The sequence below is a fragment of the Buttiauxella sp. 3AFRM03 genome, assembly GCF_003675305.1.
Classification (GTDB): Bacteria; Pseudomonadota; Gammaproteobacteria; order Enterobacterales; family Enterobacteriaceae; genus Buttiauxella; species Buttiauxella ferragutiae.
The window spans coordinates 4,489,359-4,511,184 of sequence record NZ_CP033076.1; the positions used below are offsets into that span (position 1 = coordinate 4,489,359).

17 protein-coding genes and 6 pseudogenes are annotated in these 21,826 nt (G+C 50.8%); 22 read left to right on the forward strand and 1 reads right to left on the reverse strand.

Annotated elements, in window-relative coordinates; translation table 11 throughout:
- Nucleotides 1–213: 213 nt before the first annotated feature.
- From D8682_RS22395 to D8682_RS27510, 10 genes and pseudogenes are all read left to right on the forward strand, one after another.
- Nucleotides 214–1,395: an MFS transporter gene (locus D8682_RS22395; RefSeq protein WP_121815170.1), complete on the forward strand. Its 1,182-nt coding sequence runs from the start codon at nt 214–216 to the stop codon at nt 1,393–1,395.
- Nucleotides 1,396–1,864: 469 nt separating this feature from the next.
- Nucleotides 1,865–3,259, forward strand: a pseudogene (gene tssI / locus D8682_RS22400) (type VI secretion system tip protein TssI/VgrG); the annotation flags it as partial.
- Nucleotides 3,260–3,326: 67 nt separating this feature from the next.
- Nucleotides 3,327–4,489, forward strand: a protein-coding gene (locus tag D8682_RS22405; RefSeq protein ID WP_121813398.1) for an IS3 family transposase whose coding sequence is annotated in 2 segments (ribosomal slippage) — nt 3,327–3,588 and nt 3,588–4,489 — 1,164 coding nt in all. Because the reading frame shifts where the segments join, the coding sequence is not laid out codon by codon here.
- Nucleotides 4,490–4,517: 28 nt separating this feature from the next.
- Nucleotides 4,518–5,234 (forward strand): annotated as a pseudogene (locus tag D8682_RS22410) (type VI secretion system tip protein VgrG); the annotation flags it as partial.
- A 169-nt stretch (nt 5,235–5,403) separates the two neighbouring features.
- Entirely contained in the window at nt 5,404–5,859 is a 456-nt protein-coding gene (locus D8682_RS22415; protein WP_162303037.1) for a sugar tyrosine-protein kinase, read from the forward strand.
- Nucleotides 5,860–5,889: 30 nt separating this feature from the next.
- Nucleotides 5,890–6,687: pseudogene (locus tag D8682_RS22420) on the forward strand (RHS repeat-associated core domain-containing protein); the annotation flags it as partial.
- A gap of 1 nt (nt 6,688) precedes the next feature.
- Complete coding sequence (locus tag D8682_RS22425; protein WP_064544743.1) at nt 6,689–7,123, forward strand: hypothetical protein; 435 nt, start codon at nt 6,689–6,691, stop codon at nt 7,121–7,123.
- 30 nt (nt 7,124–7,153) lie between these two features.
- Nucleotides 7,154–7,964 (forward strand): annotated as a pseudogene (locus D8682_RS27255) (RHS repeat-associated core domain-containing protein); the annotation flags it as partial.
- 11 nt (nt 7,965–7,975) lie between these two features.
- Nucleotides 7,976–8,266 (forward strand): hypothetical protein, encoded by a 291-nt coding sequence (locus D8682_RS27260; RefSeq protein WP_238392788.1) that lies wholly within the window; start codon nt 7,976–7,978, stop codon nt 8,264–8,266.
- Between the two features lie 144 nt (nt 8,267–8,410).
- A pseudogene (locus D8682_RS27510) lies at nt 8,411–8,563 on the forward strand (hypothetical protein); the annotation flags it as partial.
- 41 nt (nt 8,564–8,604) lie between these two features.
- Here the strand turns inward: D8682_RS27510 and flk are convergent.
- Nucleotides 8,605–9,608, reverse strand: a pseudogene (gene flk, locus D8682_RS22445) (flagella biosynthesis regulator Flk).
- 104 nt (nt 9,609–9,712) lie between these two features.
- Between flk and pdxB the strand changes: the two are divergent.
- From pdxB to hisJ, 12 genes are all read left to right on the forward strand, one after another.
- Complete coding sequence (pdxB, locus tag D8682_RS22450) at nt 9,713–10,843, forward strand: 4-phosphoerythronate dehydrogenase PdxB (RefSeq protein WP_121815175.1); 1,131 nt, start codon at nt 9,713–9,715, stop codon at nt 10,841–10,843.
- A gap of 69 nt (nt 10,844–10,912) precedes the next feature.
- Nucleotides 10,913–11,926 (forward strand): aspartate-semialdehyde dehydrogenase, encoded by a 1,014-nt coding sequence (locus D8682_RS22455; RefSeq protein ID WP_121815176.1) that lies wholly within the window; start codon nt 10,913–10,915, stop codon nt 11,924–11,926.
- Nucleotides 11,926–12,741 (forward strand): tRNA pseudouridine(38-40) synthase TruA, encoded by an 816-nt coding sequence (gene truA / locus D8682_RS22460; RefSeq protein WP_121815177.1) that lies wholly within the window; start codon nt 11,926–11,928, stop codon nt 12,739–12,741. The genes D8682_RS22455 and truA overlap by 1 nt, the downstream gene beginning before the upstream one ends.
- Before the next feature lie 24 nt (nt 12,742–12,765).
- Nucleotides 12,766–13,425, forward strand: a complete 660-nt coding sequence (locus D8682_RS22465; RefSeq protein ID WP_064544758.1) for a DedA family protein — start codon at nt 12,766–12,768, stop codon at nt 13,423–13,425.
- Between the two features lie 138 nt (nt 13,426–13,563).
- Nucleotides 13,564–14,484 carry an acetyl-CoA carboxylase, carboxyltransferase subunit beta gene (gene accD / locus D8682_RS22470; RefSeq protein WP_064544761.1) on the forward strand — a complete coding sequence of 307 codons (921 nt, stop codon included), beginning with the start codon at nt 13,564–13,566 and terminating at the stop codon, nt 14,482–14,484.
- 66 nt (nt 14,485–14,550) lie between these two features.
- Nucleotides 14,551–15,819: a bifunctional tetrahydrofolate synthase/dihydrofolate synthase gene (folC, locus tag D8682_RS22475; protein ID WP_121815178.1), complete on the forward strand. Its 1,269-nt coding sequence runs from the start codon at nt 14,551–14,553 to the stop codon at nt 15,817–15,819.
- Nucleotides 15,809–16,537 (forward strand): cell division protein DedD, encoded by a 729-nt coding sequence (gene dedD / locus D8682_RS22480; RefSeq protein WP_121815179.1) that lies wholly within the window; start codon nt 15,809–15,811, stop codon nt 16,535–16,537. The genes folC and dedD overlap by 11 nt, the downstream gene beginning before the upstream one ends.
- A gap of 268 nt (nt 16,538–16,805) precedes the next feature.
- Nucleotides 16,806–17,291 carry a colicin V production protein gene (gene cvpA, locus D8682_RS22485; RefSeq protein ID WP_064544767.1) on the forward strand — a complete coding sequence of 162 codons (486 nt, stop codon included), beginning with the start codon at nt 16,806–16,808 and terminating at the stop codon, nt 17,289–17,291.
- 39 nt (nt 17,292–17,330) lie between these two features.
- A complete protein-coding gene (gene purF, locus D8682_RS22490; RefSeq protein WP_064544769.1) occupies nt 17,331–18,848 on the forward strand; it encodes an amidophosphoribosyltransferase in 1,518 nt (505 codons plus the stop codon).
- Between the two features lie 157 nt (nt 18,849–19,005).
- A complete protein-coding gene (locus D8682_RS22495; RefSeq protein WP_064544771.1) occupies nt 19,006–19,575 on the forward strand; it encodes a UbiX family flavin prenyltransferase in 570 nt (189 codons plus the stop codon).
- Nucleotides 19,576–19,870: 295 nt separating this feature from the next.
- Nucleotides 19,871–20,653: a lysine/arginine/ornithine ABC transporter substrate-binding protein ArgT gene (gene argT, locus D8682_RS22500; RefSeq protein ID WP_064544773.1), complete on the forward strand. Its 783-nt coding sequence runs from the start codon at nt 19,871–19,873 to the stop codon at nt 20,651–20,653.
- A gap of 327 nt (nt 20,654–20,980) precedes the next feature.
- A complete protein-coding gene (gene hisJ / locus D8682_RS22505) occupies nt 20,981–21,763 on the forward strand; it encodes a histidine ABC transporter substrate-binding protein HisJ (protein WP_064544775.1) in 783 nt (260 codons plus the stop codon).
- The last annotated feature ends 63 nt before the right edge of the window (nt 21,764–21,826 follow it).

Here is a 21,826-nt window from a genome sequence, read left to right on the forward strand (position 1 = left end):
TATTTCTAACGGGGTGCCTTTGGCGCCCCGTTTTTTTTGCCATTTACAATTATTGACAGCATCAATCACTGAAGGCACTATCTCGCCATAACATTATCAATTTGATAATGCGTAAGCGTTCAACGTCAACCAACGCACCCTTAATCTGAACGTTCAGAGGGAAAGGGCGTGGTGGTCTCCTCGCCTTACTCTGCAATAAATGGAGTAAGCAGCATGTCTGCATTGATTGATTCTCAGCTAAAAAATACCAAATCAGGAAATAAGTCTTTATTTAATATCACCTTTGCGGTGTTTCTTACCTATATGACAGTTGGCTTACCGCTGCCTGTTATCCCGCTTTTTGTGCACCACCAACTCGGCTATGGCAACACCATGGTGGGGATTGCCGTGGGGATTCAATTCCTGGCAACGGTTTTAACACGTGGTTACGCAGGGCGCCTGGCGGATCAGCAAGGTGCAAAGCGCTCGACCTTACAAGGCATGTGTGCCTGCGCCTTTGCGGGAGTTGCTTATCTGTTGGCAGCATTGTTGCCGGTTGATGCAATGGCTAAATTCGGGTTACTGATTGTCGGTCGTTTGATTCTCGGTTTTGGCGAAAGCCAACTGCTGACTGGCAATCTTACCTGGGGAATGGGTTTAGTGGGCCCGGCGCGTTCCGGCAAAGTAATGTCCTGGAATGGGATGGCGATTTATGGCGCATTAGCTGCTGGTGCACCGCTGGGTTTGTTGTTAAATAGCCATTGGGGATTTGTCGCGTTGGGTGTGTCGACCATTGCACTGCCATTGGTCGCCTGGGCGTTCAATGGGCGCGTTCGTGCAGTACCGGCGCATAATGGTGAGCGTCCTGCGCTGTTTGCCGTGATTGGGCTTATCTGGAAACCCGGAGTCGGTCTGGCATTGCAGGGTGTTGGTTTTGCTGTTATCGGTACTTTTGTTTCGCTCTACTTTGCTGCTAAAGGCTGGGCCTGGGCGGGTTTCACGCTCACCGCATTTGGTGGCGCTTTTGTCCTGATGCGTGTGTTTTTTGGCTGGATGCCAGACCGTTTTGGTGGTGTGCGTGTGGCTCTGATTTCGCTGGCGATAGAAACTGTCGGGTTGGTTTTGTTATGGCAAGCGCCGGAAGCGAGCGTTGCGCTAATGGGCGCGGCGCTCACCGGTTGCGGCTGTTCACTGATCTTCCCGGCGCTGGGTGTTGAAGTCGTGAAACGCGTTCCGGCGCAAGTGCGCGGCACAGCACTCGGCGGTTATGCGGCATTTCAGGATATCTCTTACGGTATCGCTGGCCCGCTAACCGGGCTGTTAGCCACATCGATGGGCTATCCATCGGTGTTCCTTGCTGGAGCGATTTCTGCGGCCATGGGGATTGTCGTGACATTAATCGCTTTCCGTAAATAATGTCTGCCACCCGTTATGGGTGGCAAATTGCTACAACACGATCCACAGCAGTGCCATGACCACAACCAGCGCAACCAGCGCCATGCCTGGTCGCGCACTCACTATCTTCATCGGCCCATAAAGGGTGCCCCGTTTTTTTGCCATCCTTACACGATCTCCTATGGAGGTAGTGATCGTTGTAAGTCAATATTCCAAAAGTTAGATCTTGTAGATTTGTTTTTATTTCTCTTATTCCCTACCAATTTGCTTTGAGTCAGAACGATTAATTCACAGTGTAAATCCCTTTAGGGTAACCATACGCAAAATTAATTAAATAGTTGATATATAAGTGATATATTTATCAATTTTCTGATTTTCAACCTGAAAAACTGACCGCGGTCACACTATAAAAAAACAGACTGCTTATTCTTCTTCACCTGTTAACCATGTTTATCATTTGTCCGGCAGCGCGTCGGCACAGGGAAGAATTATGTCAGTAAAAGGACTGCGTTTTACGCTACAGGTGGCGGGGCTTGAGCCGGACACCTTTGCGGTGGTGAGTTTCTTCCTCCGCCAGCATTATTCCTCCTCCTTTATCCTCGACGTCGATGTTGCCAGCGACTCCTTCCGCCAGACTGCCGAACAGTTACTCGAGCAGAATGCCACGCTGACGGTCTGGCAGGGTGCCACCGCCGTGCGCCATGTCAGCGGCATGATTGCCACCTTCGGCATGAGCGAGAACAACGGCTGGCAGATGCGCTACCGTTTCCGCATTCATCCTCCCCTGTGGCGCTGCGGCCTGCGCCAGAACTTCCGTATTTTTCAGCAGCAGGATATCCGAACCATCACCGCCACGTTGCTGGCGGAAAACGGCGTCACGGACTGGACCTCCTCCTTTTATGAGAGCCATCCGGCACGGGAATTCTGCGTTCAGTACGGGGAAACTGACCTGGATTTTCTGGCAAGACTGTGGGCCGAGGAAGGCATCAGCTTCTTCGATGACGCCTCAGCGCAGGTGCAGAAACTGACGCTGTGTGATGACGCAGCTGGACTGGTCCGCGCAGAAAATACCTTTCCCTTTAACCCGAATACCCCGGACGTGACCAGGGAGTGCATCAGCGTGTTTCGTTACGAAGCGAACGTGCTGCCGTCTTCGGTCATGAGCCAGGATTACACCTTTAAGGTACCGGACTGGCCGGGGAGGTATAACCACAAGGCCGACAGCCTGAACGGCCAGCGCGCACAGTATGAAATTTATGATTATCCGGGGCGTTTCAAGGATGAGCAGCACGGCCGGGATTTTACCCGTTACAAAACCGAGGGCTGCCGCAATCAGGCGGAAACTGCCACGGGGACCAGCACGTCAGCGACGTTATGGCCGGGGGTGCGTTTCACCCTTTCCGGTCACCCGATAAAGGCCCAGAACCGGGAATGGCAGGTGGTGAGCAGTATCCTGACCGGTGACCAGCCGCAGGCGCTGCATGGCAGTCGCGGCGAGGGCACCACCCTCATCAACCAGTTCAGTGTGATGCCCGCCACACGCACCTGGCGTCCGGCCCCGCGCTTCAAACCGAAAGTCGATGGCCCGCAGAATGCGGTGGTGACCGGCCCGCCGGGGGAGGAGATTTTCTGCGACGAACACGGGCGGGTGCGGGTGAAATTCCGCTGGGACCGTTATCACGGCGGCACGGAAGACAGCTCGTGCTGGATACGGGTGTCACAGGGGTGGGCCGGTGCCGGGTTTGGTCACCTGGCGATACCGCGTGTCGGCCAGGAAGTGATAGTCGATTTCCTCAACGGTGACCCGGACCAGCCGATAGTGATGGGGCGGACTTATCATGAATTTAACGGTTCACCGGGAGACCTGCCGGGAACGAAAACGCAGTTTGATCCTACCCGCGAATAGTGGACACGAGACTAAGTGAGTAAACTCTCAACCAGAGGTGACTCACATGACAAGAACAGTATCAACCAGCAAAAAGCCCCGTAAACAGCATTCCCCTGAATTTCGCAGTGAAGCCCTGAAACTCGCTGAACGCATCGGTGTTGCTGCCGCTGCCCGTGAACTCAGCCTGTATGAATCGCAACTTTATAACTGGCGCAGTAAACAGCAGCAACAGCTCTCATCCTCTGAGCGTGAAAATGAACTCGCTGCTGAAAATGCTCGTCTCAAACGCCAGCTGGCGGAACGGGACGAGGAGCTGGCCATTCTCCAAAAGGCCGCGACATACTTCGCGAAGCGCCTGAAATGAAGTATGTCTTTATTGAAAAACATCAGGCTGAGTTCAGCATCAAAGCCATGTGTCGCGTCCTCCGGGTGGCCCGCAGCGGCTGGTATGCGTGGGCTCAGCGGCGTGCGAGGCTAAACTCACGCCAGCAGTTCCGTCTGAGTTGTGACAGCGCCGTGCACGAGGCTTTTCACCGGGCAAAACAGCGCTACGGCGCACCGCGCCTGACCGATGAACTGCATGCTCAGGGTTACCGCTTCAGCGTGAAAACCGTGGCAGCCAGCCTGCGTCGTCAGGGGCTTCGGGCGAAAGCGTCACGGAAGTTCAGCCCGGTCAGTTACCGCGAGCATGACCTGCCGGTGTCGGAGAACCTGCTGAAGCAGGATTTTTACGCCAGCGGTCCAAACCAGAAATGGTCGGGTGACATCACCTACTTACGTACTGATGAAGGCTGGCTATATCTGGCTGTCGTCATCGATCTGTGGTCACGTGCTGTTATCGGCTGGTCAATGTCATCGCGGATGACGGCACAGCTGGCCTGCGATGCGCTACAGATGGCGTTGTGGCGACGTAAGCACCCGGAAAATGTCATCGTTCACACCGACCGTGGTGGGCAGTACTGCTCAGCGGATTATCAGGCGCTACTGAAGCGGCATAACCTGCGCGGTAGCATGAGTGCAAAGGGTTGTTGTTACGATAATGCCTGTGCAGAAAGCTTCTTCCACTCACTGAAAGTCGAATGTATCCACGGTGAACGCTTTATCAGCCGGGAAATGATGCGGACGACGGTGTTTAATTATATCGAGTGTGATTACAATCGGTGGCGTCGCCACAGTGCCTGTGGCGGACTCAGCCCGGAACAATTTGAAAATCTGAATCTCGCTTAGGGCCGTGTCTGCATTACGTGGGTAGGATCAGATGACCCTCCGCTCAAAAACCTACAAGGGCAGCGGGTTTAACGAACTGCGCTTTGATGACGCGACCTCAGCGGAGCAGCTGTACCTCCATGCGCAGAAGAACATGGACACTGAAGTGCTCAATAACCGCACCACCGATGTGAAAGTCAACCATAGCGAAACCATCGGTGGCAACCAGGTCATCACCGTGAAGCAAAACCAGCTGCAGACGGTGGTGCAAAACCAGAAAGAAATCGTGGGGCAAAACCAGAGTATCACCGTCGGCCAGAACCAGTCGGAGACGGTGGGTATTGTCCGCGCGCTGACCGTGGGGCTGGCTTACCAGACCACCGTCGGGGGCGTGATGAACACCTCGGTGGCGCTGACGCAGTCCTCACAGGTGGGGATACAGAAATCGCTGGTGGTCGGTAAGGGGTATCACGTCAGCGTCGGGGAGAATGTCACCTTCACGGTGGGTAAAAACCGCACCGAGAGCACCGGCAAGGTGGCGGTGTATTCCGCAGGTGAGCATCTGGAACTGCGCTGCGGGATGGCGAGGCTGGTGCTGACGAAGGACGGGAAAATCTTCCTCAACGGCACCGCCATTAATCTGCAGGGTGTGCAGAGCGTCAGCGGCGATGCCCTGATGATTAACTGGAACTGCGGTCTGACGGACAATCCGCCGGAAGCACCGGAGGCGGACAGCCGCCAGCCGCCGGACATGCGGCAGTTCTGAATGGCAGCCCCGCGTAACCATCAATTTTCAGTTCATGTAAACAGAAGGATTTGTGTATGACCGGTAATCTTACTGGAATTTTAAGTGTAGGTCCTGGTATTGGAGCCTGGGTCGGTGAGTTGAGTAATTGCTCACAATATGCAAAATGTTTATCAGAGTTGTTGGGGTAATGATGAACAAAAATAAATTGACAATACTGATCATTGTTGTAATGGCTTTTATATTATTCAGATACATGTTTAGTGTTATCTTTAAAAACGATAAACCTTTAAGGAAGGAAGCTGAAAATAAGGTTTCTTTATTTCAATCTCTTTATAACAGCCAGCATTTAGATAAGATATACAATGAATCCTGTGATGATTTTCAGCAAGCAACACCCCGAGATGAATTTCTATCAATTATGAATGGAAAGATGGAGGTGTTCGGTGAGTTTGAACATTCAACTTTATTGCATAGTAATGTTATCAACTCAAAAAAAATAATTTTAAGTTACCGAACAACTTATAAATACTACTCTTTAATTGAGGAGTTTATCTACAATTATAATGATAAAAAAGACTTATGCCTGCAAAGCTTTTATATCGATGATTCAGGTAAACGAGGTAATGTAATTAAACTGAAATAGGACTATTACTCAGTACACAGATAAACTGTACGTACCCCCCGTCGTACCTTGGCGGAGAAACTGCAGCAGGATGCAGGGATGGCGTTCAGGCCGGAACTGGTGAGCCTGCTGGATAACCTGGAGCGGGAGCTGCGGACTGACCAGGTCAGTGAACAAAGCCGCCAGTGGCTGATGCAGTGTGGGCTGACGGCAGAACAGATGAAAAGCCAGCTGGAGGCGGAGCACACACCGGAGAGAAAACTCCACCTGTACCACTGCGACCACCGTGGACTGCCGCTGGCACTGATTGATGAAGGGGGAGCTATTGCGTGGCGTGCGGAATACGATGAATGGGGAAACCTGCTGTCAGAGGATAACCCGCAGGCTCTGCAACAGCTCATCCGGCTGCCGGGGCAGCAGGCGGATGAAGAGTCGGGGCTGTACTACAACCGCCACCGTTATTATGACCCGCAACAGGGGCGGTATATTACCCAGGATCCTATTGGGCTAAGGGGTGGGTGGACTGCTTATGTTTATCCGCTAAATCCAGTTCAATATAGAGATCCGAAGGGGTTGAGCAGCCAAATCAACTTAGGTACAGGGTTTGAGGGTTATGGTAGAAATATTAGTAGCTTAGATATTTTAATGACACAGAATGGAGCATCACCCTATGAAGTAGCACAAGCTAATCACAATATGTGTATAGGTGCTAATGGTTGGAATCCAGGGAATACTTATGCCAAAGGAATCGTGTTTGATGCATCGGCAATCGGCATAGGTGGGCTTGGTGGTGGGAGTTTTAATGGTGTTCTTACTTGTCAGCAATATACTAAATGCATAGTGAATTAACATGAAAAAATATAAATTCTATATTGTTGGGGTTATGTTAAGCACCCAAGTATTGATTGGCTGCAGCGATGAAGGTTCCCGTGATGCAATGCTTACAGTCGAGGCATTTCACGAGCAATTCAATTTAAAAGATTTTGAAAAAATTTATGTAGATATAGTTTCTAAAGAATTTAAAGATTCAATGACAAAGTCAGATTATTTTTCCCTTATGAACAAAAATGCTTCTGTGCTTGGAAGTTATCAATATGGGAGGTTATTAAAAAGCGATCAGGTAAAGGTATTGATTGGGGATGGTAATATAAGATTGACTTATCATTCGATATACTCTAATTATGAATTGAATGAGATGTTTATAATAAAGAAAGAAGATGGTCGGGATAAAATAAAACAAATAGTTTATGACGATATTCATGTTGTAACACTCAAAGAGAAATAATTCAGTTAATACTTAATTATGGCACTGTAGTGGCTGGCGAAGTGCGGGCTGAACGTGGAACAGATGGAAAACCAACTGGAGCCGGAACACATCCCGGAGAGAAAAATCCATCTTTACCACTGTGACCACCGGGGACTGCCGCTGGCGCTGATTGATGAAGCAGGAGCGATAACCTGGCAGGCAGAATACGATGAATGGGGCAATCAGCTGACAGAAGAAAACCCGCATCATCTGCAACAACTCATTCGTCTGCCGGGCCAGCAGGCTGATGAAGAGACGGGATTGTATTACAACCGCCATCGTTATTATGACCCGCAGCAGGGGCGGTATATTACCCAGGATCCGATTGGGTTGAGGGGGGAATTTATATAAATATACGAATAATCCAGTGCAGGAGGTTGATCCACTGGGTTTGGTTAACCTATTTGACATAATTTGGGTTGATGAAATTGAAGGAACAACTTCTATTGATCTAACAGGATCACTTGATATTGTTACATTAGGCGGAAATGCTGGCTTTGGTGTTGCGTTTAGTAAAAAGAAAGGTGATTGGATTTCAGATATTTGCTTCTATCTGGCTGCATGTGGACATATGGGTTCAGGAGGTAATGTCGGAGCAGTTCTGACCGTAAGAACCTCAGGTGCTCAACCGTCGACAGGGGTAGGACGCTCAGGTGGGATTGGCGCAAGTGGTGGGGCTTTTGGACGATTTGGCATTGCGATACAGGATGATTTAGACAATCCAGGTTCACCTTTAACATCAGCTAGTATTGGTGTCGGCGCTGGTTATTATTCAGGAAGCCTTGTTTGTCAAACACCTCAAATCTGCTTGGTTAATTAAAAGGAATATTTATGCGATCTTTGAATATTTTAGTAATTATGCTCGTTGTATGCGCCTGTACTCCAATAGATGTGGATTTGGCACAAAAATGTGTTGATAGATTTCATTCTATGTATGAAAAAAAAGAGTATGCTGAAATTTATGCCGAAACATCTAGTGTACTTAAAATTGAAGCAACGGAAGAGCAATTTGTAAGTGTTTTAACTGAAGCTGAGAATAAAAATTTGGGGGTATTCAAAAAATCGACATTGAAAAGTAAAAAAAATCATATTATTTATTTAGTAATAATGAGATTGTATTGACATATATCTCAGAGTATACAAAAAGAAATGTTTATGAGGTTTTTGTCTATGAAATAGTTAATGGCGCAATGAAATTAAAAGGATATCATTATGATTCTATTAATTAATGCGTCGTATATTATGTAGTATTATCCTTTAATGTACTTTGTCTACGATACCCTGGACCGGCTGACGCAGGAAAGCGGCTTTGACGGCAGAACACAGCGTTACCACTACGGCCCCACCGGGCAGCGCATCCGCAGCGAAGATGCGCACTGTTTTTACCATTACGATCGCTACGGCAGGGTGACGGAAAAGGATGAACGGCGCATTCACCCGCACGGCAGCATCACGCACCACTACAACACAATCCACAGCAGTGCCATGACCACAACCAGCGCAACCAGCGCCATGCCTGGTCGCGCACTCACGACTTTCATCGGCTCGATAAACGGTGCCCAGATTGGGCTGGCTATAGGCTGAATATGATGTGTCTCAAGCGCCGCTGGCTGGCGTTGCGCCCGCTTTAAAAACACCTGATTCAAAATATCCTGCACTTGTGCTGCGGACAGTAACGTCTGTGGCGTCGCCTGGAAGCGTTGCTGGGAGTAATCGGTCATCTCTTGCCATTCAGCCGGTTCCAGTGGCTGCTTCAGTGCGGCCTGAATGGTATGCAGGGTAGGCGCATTTTGCTGACTCAATGTCTGGCGCGCTTGCAGCCAGGTGGTCAGCAAAGTGAAGTGTTTGGCTGGAATCAGTTCGCCTGTTTTCACGCCAGAAAGCTCAAGCATCGATTGCCAGATTAATTTTCCGGATTCGCCCGTCGCGGCGGTCAGTTTGGCGACCTGTTTATTTAACGAGTTATGCTCTGCCGGAAGCAGCGGGCGGTCGGTGGCCTGGCGCTGTTGCGGTTGTGGGATCGCCAGTTGGTTATTTTGCAATAACGTCAGCACGCTTTTGAGCTGCTCTGGGGTGAGCTGACTTAGCGCAGTCTGGCCAAATTGCTGGCGAATGTAGTCGCTGACAGCCTGGCGATTATTGCCCTGCGCCAGCAACTCGCTGAGCTGCTGAACCACCTGGCGTGTGGCGTGGCTGGTTTGAGCCACGCTAACTCGCTGATTAAGATTTTGTTCGGCTGCCGGGAAGTGGCGCGACAACAGTGGTGTTTCACTTTTTAGCCCGAGATCATGCTTGAGTCCCGCCCACACTTCAGCACTTTGTTGCTGGTTTAGCGCAACAATTCGCGTGATCAATCGTTCCAGAACGGTACGTTGTTTGGAGGAAAGCGGAAATTCGCCTGCCGCAGAAGGTGTGGAGGGAGGTTCCCCGAAGGACGCGTAGCCGCCCCTTGAATGGGTTGCATAGTCTAAAAATCCTTTGTCGTTCCCCGGCTCAAGTATGCCAGGCCGCAAGATTATGGCACACTATCGGGCTTATTCTCGACGTTTAACAAACAGGTAGCGTAAAGTGAAAATCCTCGTTGACGAAAATATGCCCTATGCACGCGAATTGTTCAGTCGCCTTGGTGATGTGACTGCTGTTCCCGGGCGCCCGATCCCAGTCTGTGAACTGGCGGATGCCGAGGCATTAATGGTGCGCTCGGTCACCAAAGTAAATGCCGATTTGCTTGATGGCAAAGGGATTAAATTTGTCGGTACGGCAACGGCGGGTACTGACCACGTTGACGAAAACTACCTTGAGCGCGCAGGTATCGCGTTTTCTGCAGCCCCTGGTTGCAACGCTATCGCCGTTGTCGAATACGTCTTTTCTTCACTGTTAATGTTAGCTGAACGTGATGGTTTCGAGTTGGCCGACCGCACGGTGGGGATTGTTGGCGTCGGTAACGTCGGTTCACGCTTGCAGGCACGCCTTGAAGCCTTCGGCGTTCGTACACTACTTTGCGATCCACCTCGCGCGGATCGTGGCGACACAGGCGATTTCCAGCCGCTGGAAACGCTGGTGCGCGAAGCGGATGTGCTGACATTCCACACGCCATTGTTCAAAGATGGCCCATACAAATCGCTGCATCTTGCCGATGAAAAACTGATCTCAAGCCTTAAACCAGGCAGCATTCTGATTAACGCCTGTCGTGGCCCGGTGGTCGATAACGCCGCGCTGCTGAAGTGTCTGGAAAATGGCCAGGATCTTAGCGTGGTGCTGGATGTCTGGGAACCAGAGCCAGACCTCAATGTGGCGTTGCTCGATAAAGTCGATATTGGCACCTCACACATTGCCGGCTACACGCTGGAAGGCAAAGCACGCGGCACCACGCAGGTGTTTGAAGCATTCAGTGAGTTTATTGGGCAGAAACAACAATTGGCGTTAGACACTTTATTGCCCGCCCCTGAATTCGGTCGCATTACCCTGCATGGTCCGCTCGATCAGCCGACACTCAAAAGACTGGTTCATCTGGTGTATGATGTGCGCCGCGATGATGCCCCGTTGCGTAAAGTGGCGGGAATTCCTGGTGAGTTTGACAAGTTACGCAAAAACTACCTGGAACGCCGTGAATGGTCATCGCTGTATATTCAGTGTGATGATGAATCTGCGGCACAAACACTGCAAAATCTCGGTTTTAGCGCAGTTTATACCCGCTAGCCCTAATCTTTGTCCCATCGGGCGAATGTCCGGTGGGACGCTGTTTTATCAAGTCTGGAGTAAACCAACATGTCTGAAGGCTGGAATATTGCCGTTTTAGGTGCCACGGGTGCCGTAGGCGCAGCTGTGATTGAACTGCTTGCTGAACGCCAGTTCCCGGTTGGTGAATTGTATGCCCTGGCGCGTAATGATAGCGCGGGTGAAAACATTCGTTATGAAGGCAAAACGGTGATGGTTCAGGATGCTGAATCATTTGACTGGACTCAGGTTCAGCTCGCGTTCTTCGTGGCAGGCGTTGAAGCCACGGCGCGTTACGCAGAAGAAGCCACTAACGCCGGTTGCCTGGTGATTGACTCCAGCGGCCTGTTCGCCATGGAACACGATGTGCCGTTAGTGGTGCCTGACGTGAATCCTTTTGTGTTGGGTGAATACCGCAATCGCAACCTGGTGGCTGTTGCCGATAGCCTGACCAGCCAATTGCTGACCGCGCTGAAACCGCTGATTGAACAAGGCGGTTTGTCGCGCATTCAGGTGACCAATTTACTGGCGGCTTCTGGGCGTGGCAAAAGTGCAGTCGATGCGCTGGCCGGGCAAAGTGCGCGTTTGCTGAATGGTTTGCCAATCGAAGATACCGATTTGTTTGGTCGCCAGTTGGCCTTCAACATGCTGCCATTAGTGCCAGATGCGGAAGGCAGCGTGCCTGCTGAACGCCGCCTGGTGAATGAAGTGCGTAAAGTGTTGCAGGACGAAGGCGTGATGATTTCTGCGAGCATGGTTCAGGCTCCGGTATTTTACGGTCACGCACAAATGGTCAACTTCGAAGCGATGCGCCCGCTGGCAACTGAAGAAGCGCGTGATGCGTTTGGCCAGTTTGAAGATATCGAGCTTTCTGAAGAAGGGCAGTTCCCGACTCAGGTTTCCGATGCTTCCGGCAGCTCACATCTTTCTATTGGTTGTATTCATAATGATTACGGTATGCCTGAGCAGATTCAATTCTGGTCTGTTGCCGATAACGTGCGTTTCGGTGGCGCGTTGATGGCGGTGAAAACAGCTGAAAAATTAGTGCAGGAGTATATGTACTAATGTCCGACGTGTTACCTGAAATACCGCGGCGTAAAATTGCGCTCGGCATTGAGTATGACGGCAGTAAATATTATGGCTGGCAGCGCCAGAACGAAGTGCGCAGCGTGCAGGAGAAGCTCGAAAAAGCGCTCTCTAAAGTGGCGAATGAGCCGATTCACGTGTTCTGCGCAGGACGAACGGATGCTGGTGTGCATGCCACCGGTCAGGTCGTGCATTTCGAAACCCGTATGGATCGTAAAGATGCCGCATGGACTCTGGGTGCAAATGCGAATTTACCTGGAGACATTGCGGTGCGTTGGGTTAAAGCTGTGCCGGACGATTTCCATGCCCGATTCAGCGCCATGGCGCGTCGCTACCGTTATGTCATTTATAACGAACGGCTGCGTCCGGCTGTGATGGGGCAGGGTGTGACGCACTTTTATCACCCGCTTGACGCCGATAAGATGCACCGTGCAGCGCAGTGTCTGTTGGGCGAGAACGATTTTACCTCGTTCCGTGCGGTGCAGTGCCAGTCGCGCACACCGTGGCGTAACCTGATGCACATCACCGTGACCCGTTATGGCTCATACGTGGTGGTGGACATCAAAGCGAACGCATTTGTGCATCATATGGTGCGTAACATTGTTGGCAGCTTGATGGAAATTGGTTGTGGGAATCAGGACGAAAACTGGATGGCGCAATTGCTGGCGGCGAAAGACCGCAAGCTGGCAGCAGCCACCGGTAAAGCAGAAGGTCTGTACTTAGTCTGCGTTGATTATCCTGAACATTTTGCGTTACCTAAACCCCCGATGGGTCCACTTTTTTTAGCTGACTGACCCTTGTCGAAAAGGTAGATAACTATGGAATTTATCCGCTTTATTATTGATTTTATATTGCACATTGATGTGCATTTGGCGGAGTTGGTTGCGCAGTATGGTGTTTGGGTTTACGCCATTCTGTTTTTGATTTTGTTCTGTGAAACCGGCCTGGTGGTGACACCATTCTTGCCTGGCGACTCTTTATTGTTTGTTGCCGGTACGCTGGCAGCCTTGCCAACCAACGATCTGAACGTCCATACCATGGTGATTTTAATGGTCATCGCCGCCATTATTGGCGATGCCGTGAACTACACTATCGGGCGGTTGTTTGGAGAAAAGCTGTTCAGTAATCCGGACTCAAAAATCTTCCGCCGCAGTTATCTTGATAAAACCCACGCTTTTTACGAGCGTCACGGCGGAAAAACGATTATCCTCGCGCGCTTCGTACCGATTGTGCGAACTTTCGCACCGTTCGTCGCCGGGATGGGGCATATGTCCTATCGTCATTTTGCGATGTATAACGTGGCCGGTGCGTTGCTGTGGGTACTGTTATTTACCTACGCAGGTTACTGGTTTGGAAACTTCCCGATTGTGCAGGAAAACTTGAAATTACTGATAGTGGCGATTATCGTCCTGTCAATTCTGCCGGGTGTCATCGAAGTTCTCCGTCAAAGGTATGCGGCCAAACGCCTACAAAAGTAACCCCATCGCGCGGTTCGACCACTTTTTTATCCAAAGTCGCGGGCCGTTATGTTTTAATGAGCACCATTTATGGTCTGGGGCAGCTATTGCTGCCACAGAAAAACTGGCATCGACCAGGTTCAAGCAGAAAGGTCATCAATGAGCTGGATTGAACGAATTCTCAATAAGAGCAACGTCACCCCTACCCGCAAGGCGAGTATCCCTGAAGGGGTGTGGACTAAATGCGACAGCTGTGGCCAGGTTTTGTACCGTGCCGAACTGGAACGCAATCTTGAAGTCTGCCCAAAATGCGATCACCACATGCGCATGTCTGCGCGCGATCGCCTGCACAGCCTGTTAGATGAAGGCTCGCTGTTTGAATTGGGTAGTGAACTTGAGCCAAAAGATATCCTCAAGTTTAAAGACTCCAAAAAGTATAAAGATCGTCTGGCATCAGCCCAGAAAGAAACTGGCGAGAAAGATGCGCTGGTGGTGATGAAAGGCACGCTCTATAACATGCCAGTTGTTGCTGTGGCGTTTGAGTTTGCCTTTATGGGCGGTTCTATGGGTTCTGTTGTGGGCGCGCGTTTTGTGCGTGCCGTTGAACAGGCTCTGGAAGATAATTGCCCGATGATTTGCTTCTCCGCATCCGGTGGCGCACGTATGCAGGAAGCGCTGATGTCGCTGATGCAAATGGCGAAAACCAGTGCCGCACTGGCAAAAATGCAAGAACGCGGTTTGCCGTATATTTCGGTTCTGACTGACCCAACGATGGGTGGGGTTTCTGCAAGCTTTGCGATGCTTGGCGATCTCAACATTGCTGAGCCAAAAGCGTTGATCGGCTTTGCAGGCCCACGCGTTATCGAACAGACCGTTCGTGAAAAACTGCCGCCGGGCTTCCAGCGCAGTGAGTTCCTGATTGAGAAAGGGGCGATCGACATGATCGTTCGCCGTCCGGAAATGCGTCTGAAACTGGCAAGCGTTCTGGCAAAACTGACAAATCAGCCTGCACCAAATCCTGATGCGCCGCGTGAACCGCTAGTGGTTCCGGCAGCACCGGAAGAAGGTCACGAGGCCTGATTGTTAATAAGGGCAGGCCGCACAGGTTCTGCCCTTTTTCTTGAACCGTAGCGTAGAGCGGGCATCATGGAAAAAACTCAAACACCTCAAGCCACGTCGCCCCTTGCCACGTGGCTTTGTTATCTGGAAAACCTCCATTCTAAAACCATCGAGCTTGGCCTTGAGCGCGTCAAAAAAGTGGCGGCTACGCTTGATGTCCTGAAACCTGCGCCAACGGTGTTTACGGTTGCCGGGACAAATGGCAAAGGCACAACTTGCCGTACCCTGGAAAAGGTGTTGATGGCGGCGGGTTACAGCGTTGGTGTGTACAGTTCACCGCATCTGGTGCGTTACACCGAGCGCGTACGCGTACAAAGCGAAGAGCTGGACGAGGCTTACCACACGGCGGCCTTTGCGCAGATTGAAGCGGCGCGTGGCGAGACATCACTGACCTATTTCGAATACAGCACCTTGTCGGCCCTGTTGCTGTTTAAGCAACTGGCGGTTGATGTTGTGATTCTTGAAGTGGGTCTGGGCGGGCGCCTGGATGCGACCAATATCGTCGATGCCGATGTCGCTGTCATCACCAGTATCGCGCTTGATCACACTGACTGGCTGGGGCCAGATCGCGAAAGCATCGGGCGTGAAAAAGCCGGGGTCTTCCGTGGTGGAAAACCTGCTGTCGTCGGTGAGCCGGATATGCCGCAGACCATCGCTGATGTGGCGGCTGAAAAAGGCGCTCATTTGCTGCGCCGTGGTGTGGACTGGTCTTACAGCGTTGAAGAGAATAGCTGGAGCTTCAAAGACGCTCAGGGCGAGTTGAGTGGGCTGCCGTTGCCACTGGTGCCGCAGCCAAATGCGGCAACGGCGCTGGCAGCATTGCGCGCAAGCGCGCTGAATGTTAGCGATGACGCTATCATTCAAGGAATTAAAGAGGCGACTCTACCAGGGCGATTCCAGGTCATTTCGCAAGCGCCATTGGTTATTCTGGATGTGGCGCACAATCCCCATGCGGCGGCTTATCTTGCCGGGCGGCTGGCAGAGTTGCCGAAACGTGGCCGCGTGCTGGCGGTCATCGGAATGCTGCATGATAAAGACATCGCCGGGACGCTGGCATGTTTGTCCCCGCAAGTCGATAGCTGGTATTGTGCTCCATTAGAAGGGCCACGCGGTGCGAGTGCTGAACAACTGATTGAACATCTCGGTCAGGGTGAAGTCTACGACACAGTGGCTGAGGCCTGGTATGCTGCCATGAACGCAGCAACGGAAAATGATACCGTGCTGGTGTGTGGTTCATTTCATACAGTAGCCCACGTAATGGAAGCGCTGGACGCGGAGAAAGCAGGTGGCGAGTAAGTTTCAAAATCGATTAGTCGGAACCATCATTCTGGTCGCACTGGGGGTCATTATCCTGCCAGGGTTGCTTGATGGTCAGAAAAAGCATTATCAGGATGAGTTTGCAGCTATTCCTCTGGTTCCAAAACCAGGTGATACCGATGAGCCAGATATGCTACCCGCGGCGACTCAGGCACTCCCTTCACAACCACCGGAAGGTGCAGCTGAAGAAGTGCGTGCCGGTACGGCGGCAGCGCCAGGGCTGGATATCGCTTCGCTGCCTGGTGATAGCGGGGCGGGCATTGATGAAGTCCCTGTTTCCCGTGAACAGCCGAAACCGAAGCCCGTCGCTGAGAAACCAAAACCGAAGCCGGTAGAGAAACCGCAGAGCAAGGTCGAGGCTTCTCAAACGGAAGAGCGCCTGGCGATGATGAACGAAGAACCGCCAGTGCCAGAAAAGCCTGCGAAGCAAGAGACGACCGAACAAGCACCAACCGGGAAAGCTTACGTTGTGCAACTTGGTGCATTGAAGAATGCCGACAAAGTGAATGAAATTGTTGGTAAACTACGCGGCGCAGGGTTCCGTGTTTACACGTCACCATCAACACCGGTACAAGGAAAAGTCACCCGTATTCTGGTGGGGCCGGATGCCTCGAAAGACAAGCTTAAGTCTTCACTGGGCGAGCTGAATTCGCTTTCCGGGCTGAACGGTGTGGTGATGAATTATACGGCGAGATAGAAATTAGCCCGATTTGAGTTCAGGTCGCCCTCACCCCGACCCTCTCCCCCAGGAGAGGGGGAAAAGTGGCACTGATCTCATCCCCTCTCCCTCAGGGAGTGGGCCAGGGTGAGGGTTGTTTTAGGGCAAAATTTTAATGGCGTTGAGCATTTTTTCAACGCCATTATTTATTTACGCGAGGGAAGGAAATCCCTACGCAAACGTTTTCTTTTTCTGTTAGAATGCGCCCCGAACTGGACGTCAGGGCGATTTGTCGTGAGATTTGTTCATGGTCTGGATAGATTACGCCATCATTGGAGTCATCGGTTTTTCGGCTCTGATTAGTGTTATTCGTGGGTTTGTGCGTGAAGCGTTGTCGCTGGTGACATGGGGTTGTGCTTTCTTTGTTGCCAGTCATTACTACACTTACCTGTCAGTCTGGTTCACTGGCTTTGAAGACGAACTGGTACGTAATGGAATAGCTATCGCGATACTGTTTATCGCGACACTCATCGTCGGTGCGATAGTCAATTATGTGATTAGCGCACTGGTTGAGAAAACCGGCCTGTCGGGTACAGACAGGGTGTTGGGGATCTGTTTCGGTGCGTTACGTGGAGCGCTGATCGTCGCCGCCATTCTGTTCTTTCTTGATACGTTTACTGGTTTTTCTAAGAGTGACGACTGGCAAAAGTCGCAGCTTATCCCGCAATTCAGTTTCATCATCAGATGGTTCTTTGACTATCTGCAAAGCTCGTCAAGTTTCTTGCCCCGGTAATCGTATCGGGGGGTTGTGGCTTAATGAGGAAAAGACAACATGTGCGGTATTGTCGGTATCGCCGGTTTTATGCCGGTCAACCAGTCGATTTATGACGCGTTAACGGTGCTTCAGCATCGTGGGCAGGATGCCGCAGGCATCGTCACCATTGATGCTTTAAACTGTTTTCGTCTGCGTAAAGCTAATGGTCTGGTGAGCGATGTATTTGGTGCCATTCACATGCAGCGCTTGCAGGGAAATATGGGCATCGGCCATGTGCGTTACCCGACAGCGGGTAGCTCAAGCGCTTCAGAAGCTCAGCCATTCTATGTGAACTCCCCGTACGGCATTACTCTTGCACACAACGGTAATCTGACGAACGCGCACGAACTGCGCCAAAAGCTGTTCGAAGAAAAGCGTCGTCATATTAACACCACCTCTGATTCCGAAATCCTGCTCAATATTTTCGCCAGCGAGCTGGATAACTTCCGCAACTATCCGCTGGAAGCCGACAACATTTTTGCTGCCATTGCTGCGACTAACCGCCAAATCCGCGGCGCATATGCGTGTGTGGCAATGATTATCGGCCACGGCATGGTGGCTTTCCGTGATCCGAACGGTATTCGTCCGTTGGTGATGGGCAAGCGTGATTTGGGTGATGGCCGTACCGAATACATGGTGGCCTCTGAAAGCGTGGCGCTTGATACGCTGGGCTTTGAGTTCCTGCGTGATATCGCGCCGGGCGAGGCGGTTTACATCACTGAGAAAGGGCAGTTGTTCACCCGCCAGTGTGCCGACAACCCAACCAGCAACCCTTGCCTGTTCGAATACGTTTACTTCGCGCGTCCGGACTCGTTCATCGACAAGATTTCCGTTTACAGCGCTCGCGTTGAAATGGGTAAAAAACTCGGTGAGAAAATTGCCCGTGAGTGGGAAGATTTGGACATCGACGTGGTTATCCCGATTCCAGAAACTTCCTGCGACATCGCGCTGGAAATTGCCCGTATTCTCGACAAGCCATATCGTCAGGGCTTCGTGAAGAACCGCTACGTTGGCCGTACCTTTATCATGCCAGGCCAGCAACTGCGTCGTAAATCTGTGCGTCGTAAACTCAACGCCAACCGCGCTGAATTCCGCGATAAAAACGTGCTGCTGGTGGATGATTCCATCGTGCGCGGTACCACTTCCGAGCAGATTATCGAGATGGCACGTGAAGCGGGTGCGAAGAAAGTTTACCTGGCTTCTGCGGCACCTGAGATTCGCTTCCCGAACGTGTATGGCATCGATATGCCAAGCGCCAACGAACTGATTGCTCATGGCCGTGAAGTGGATGAAATTCGTCAGCTAATCGGTGCAGACGGTTTGATTTTCCAGGATCTGGACGATCTGATTGAAGCGGTTCGCATTGAGAATCCGGACATCACTCAGTTTGAGTGCTCGGTATTCAATGGTATCTACGTCACCAAAGATGTTGATCACGAATACCTTGAGTATCTTGAGTCACTGCGTAATGACGATTCGAAAGCGATTCAGCGCCAGAACGAAGTGGAAAACTTAGAGATGCATAACGAGGGTTAATACCATCCTCACCCTAACCCTCTCCTTGAAGGAGAGGGGATAGAACGGTTTCTCCCTCTCCTGTGGGAGAGGGCGGGGTGAGGGGCAGCACTGCTTGCATCCCGCCCCATCTTGCGGCAAAGTCAGCCCAGATAAACTCCTCGGGCGAACGTAAATTATGAAACGGTTAATTGTTGGGATTTCAGGTGCCAGTGGCGCGACTTATGGTGTGCGACTGCTTCAGGTGCTGCAACAATTGCCGGATGTCGAAACTCATCTCATCCTCAGCAATGCCGCTCGCCAGACACTCGCGCTGGAAACCGATATTTCCTTAAGAGAAGTTCAGGCATTTGCTGATGTAGTTCACGACTCGCGTGATATCGCCGCCAGCCTCTCCTCAGGCTCTTTTAAGACCCACGGCATGGTCATATTGCCCTGCTCAATCAAAACCCTTTCTGGCATCGTTCATAGCTATACAGATGGCCTGCTGACACGAGCCGCCGATGTAGTGCTGAAAGAACGTCGTCCGTTGGTGCTTTGCGTACGTGAAACCCCGCTGCACCTTGGCCATTTGCGCTTGATGACCCAGGCGGCTGAAATGGGCGCGGTGATTATGCCGCCGATGCCGGCGTTCTATCATCGCCCACAGAGCGTGCAGGATATTATCGACCAGACAGTGAATCGGGTCATCGATCAGTTTGATATTGAGCTTCCGCAAGATCTGTTCACACGCTGGAGTGGGGCTTAAACACTGTCCCAGTGTGGTGCATCACAAAACCCTTCGCCTCAAAATGGGGCGATTTTGTAACCTCGATCACTTCCAGAACATTTATCCGCTATTTTCCTCCGTTAATGCTTTTTCCTCATACCAGACCTGCTATCTTTCAATCTCGTGACAGGGTTGTAACTTTTATTTAACACGCTGGTGCGCACTTTCTTTCACGCAAGAAAAAGTGGCATGAGAACTGCAACTCTGCTTCGCAACACAAAACAAATACAACACGACATTACACATAATAAGACCAGTTACTTGAGGGTACCGTATGAAAAAGCAAGTTCTTGCTCTGTCTTTACTGCTTGGCCTGAGTGCCACCGCCAGCGTTTTCGCAGCCATTCCACAGAGTCTTCGTCTTGGTACGGACACGACATACGCGCCGTTTTCTTCTAAAGACGCGAAAGGGGATTTTGTTGGTTTCGATATTGATCTCGGCAATGAGCTCTGTAAGCGCATTAATACTAAATGTACGTGGGTTGCCAGTGACTTTGATGCGCTGATTCCATCGCTTAAAGCGAAGAAAATCGACGGTATCATCTCCTCACTTTCCATCACCGAAAAGCGCCAGAAAGAAATCGCCTTCTCAGACAAACTTTATGCTGCTGACTCCCGCCTGATTGCCGTTAAAGGCTCCCCAGTTCAACCGACTCTTGATTCCCTCAAAGGCAAGCACATCGGTGTGTTGCAAGGCTCTACGCAAGAAGCGTATGCCAACGCTGAATGGCGTAGCAAAGGAATCGATGTGGTGCCTTATGCTAACCAGGATCTGATTTATTCTGACCTTGCAGCGGGTCGTCTGGATGCTGCTTTCCAGGATGAAACCGCGGCGAGCGAAGGCTTCCTGAAACTGCCTGCCGGTAGCGGTTATGCGTTTGCTGGCCCTGCGGTGAAAAACAAACAGTACTTTGGTGATGGCACCGGTATTGGCTTGCGCAAAGAGGACACTGAGCTGAAAGCGGCCTTTGATAAAGCACTGGCTGAAATGCGTAAAGACGGCACTTACGACAAATTTGCGAAGAAGTACTTCGATTTTAATGTTTACGGTGAATAACGTTATCCCGTAGTCTGTAGCCCGGTTATGATTCGTCATGGCCGGGCTGAATAGAATTGCAAACTAGCGCTGAATTGTTTGCACTGATTTAGTGCAAATTTTTTCGGGTGCACCAGAATGGCAATTTCCTTGCATCCTGTTGGTGCAGTGTCTTTTTTGAGTGAAAGTGCCGGAGTAGCATGGCGAGCTTACACCCAGGAAAAACACTATATTAAGATGCATAAATTGGCATAGAACATGCAATTTTATACGGTTAAAAAGCCATCGCACATAAAATTTACCCGAGCATCTTGAAGGGCGACGGGTGCAGTCTATTCGAGGATAATTATGAACAAGCAGATCATTGCTCTTTCTTTAGTACTGGCATTTTCCAGTGTATCCACAGCTTTCGCCGCAATTCCTAAGAATTTACGTATCGGCACTGACCCAACTTATGCTCCGTTTGAGTCGAAAAATGCTCAAGGGGAATTGATCGGTTTTGACATCGATCTGGCAAAAGAACTTTGTAAACGCATCGAAACCAACTGCACCTTCGTGGAAAATCCACTGGATGCGCTGATCCCTTCGTTGAAAGCGAAAAAAATCGACGCGATTATGTCGTCACTTTCCATCACTGAAAAACGCCAACAAGAAATTGCCTTCACCGACAAACTGTACGCGGCAGATTCGCGTTTAGTGGTCGCTAAAGGTTCGCCAATTCAGCCAACGCTTGAGTCGCTGAAAGGTAAGCGTGTTGGTGTGCTGCAAGGCACCACGCAAGAAACCTTTGGTAACGAGCACTGGGCACCTAAAGGCATTGAAATTGTCTCTTATCAGGGTCAGGACTCTATTTACGCCGACTTAACCGCTGGCCGTATTGATGCGGCATTCCAGGATGAAGTGGCCGCCAGCGAAGGTTTCCTGAAACAACCTGTTGGTGCCAATTACCAGTTTGGTGGCCCATCAATTAAAGACGAAAAGCTGTTCGGCGTGGGTACCGGTATGGGTCTGCGTAAAGACGATACCGAGTTACGCCAGGCGCTGAACAAAGCGTTTGCAGAAATGCGCAAAGATGGAACTTACGAGAAGTTAGCGAAGAAATACTTCGACTTCGATGTTTACGGTGGTTAACAGTCACCAGTGGTTCAACCTGCCCGTAAAGGGCAGGTTAGGTTTGTGCAAACACTGACGACA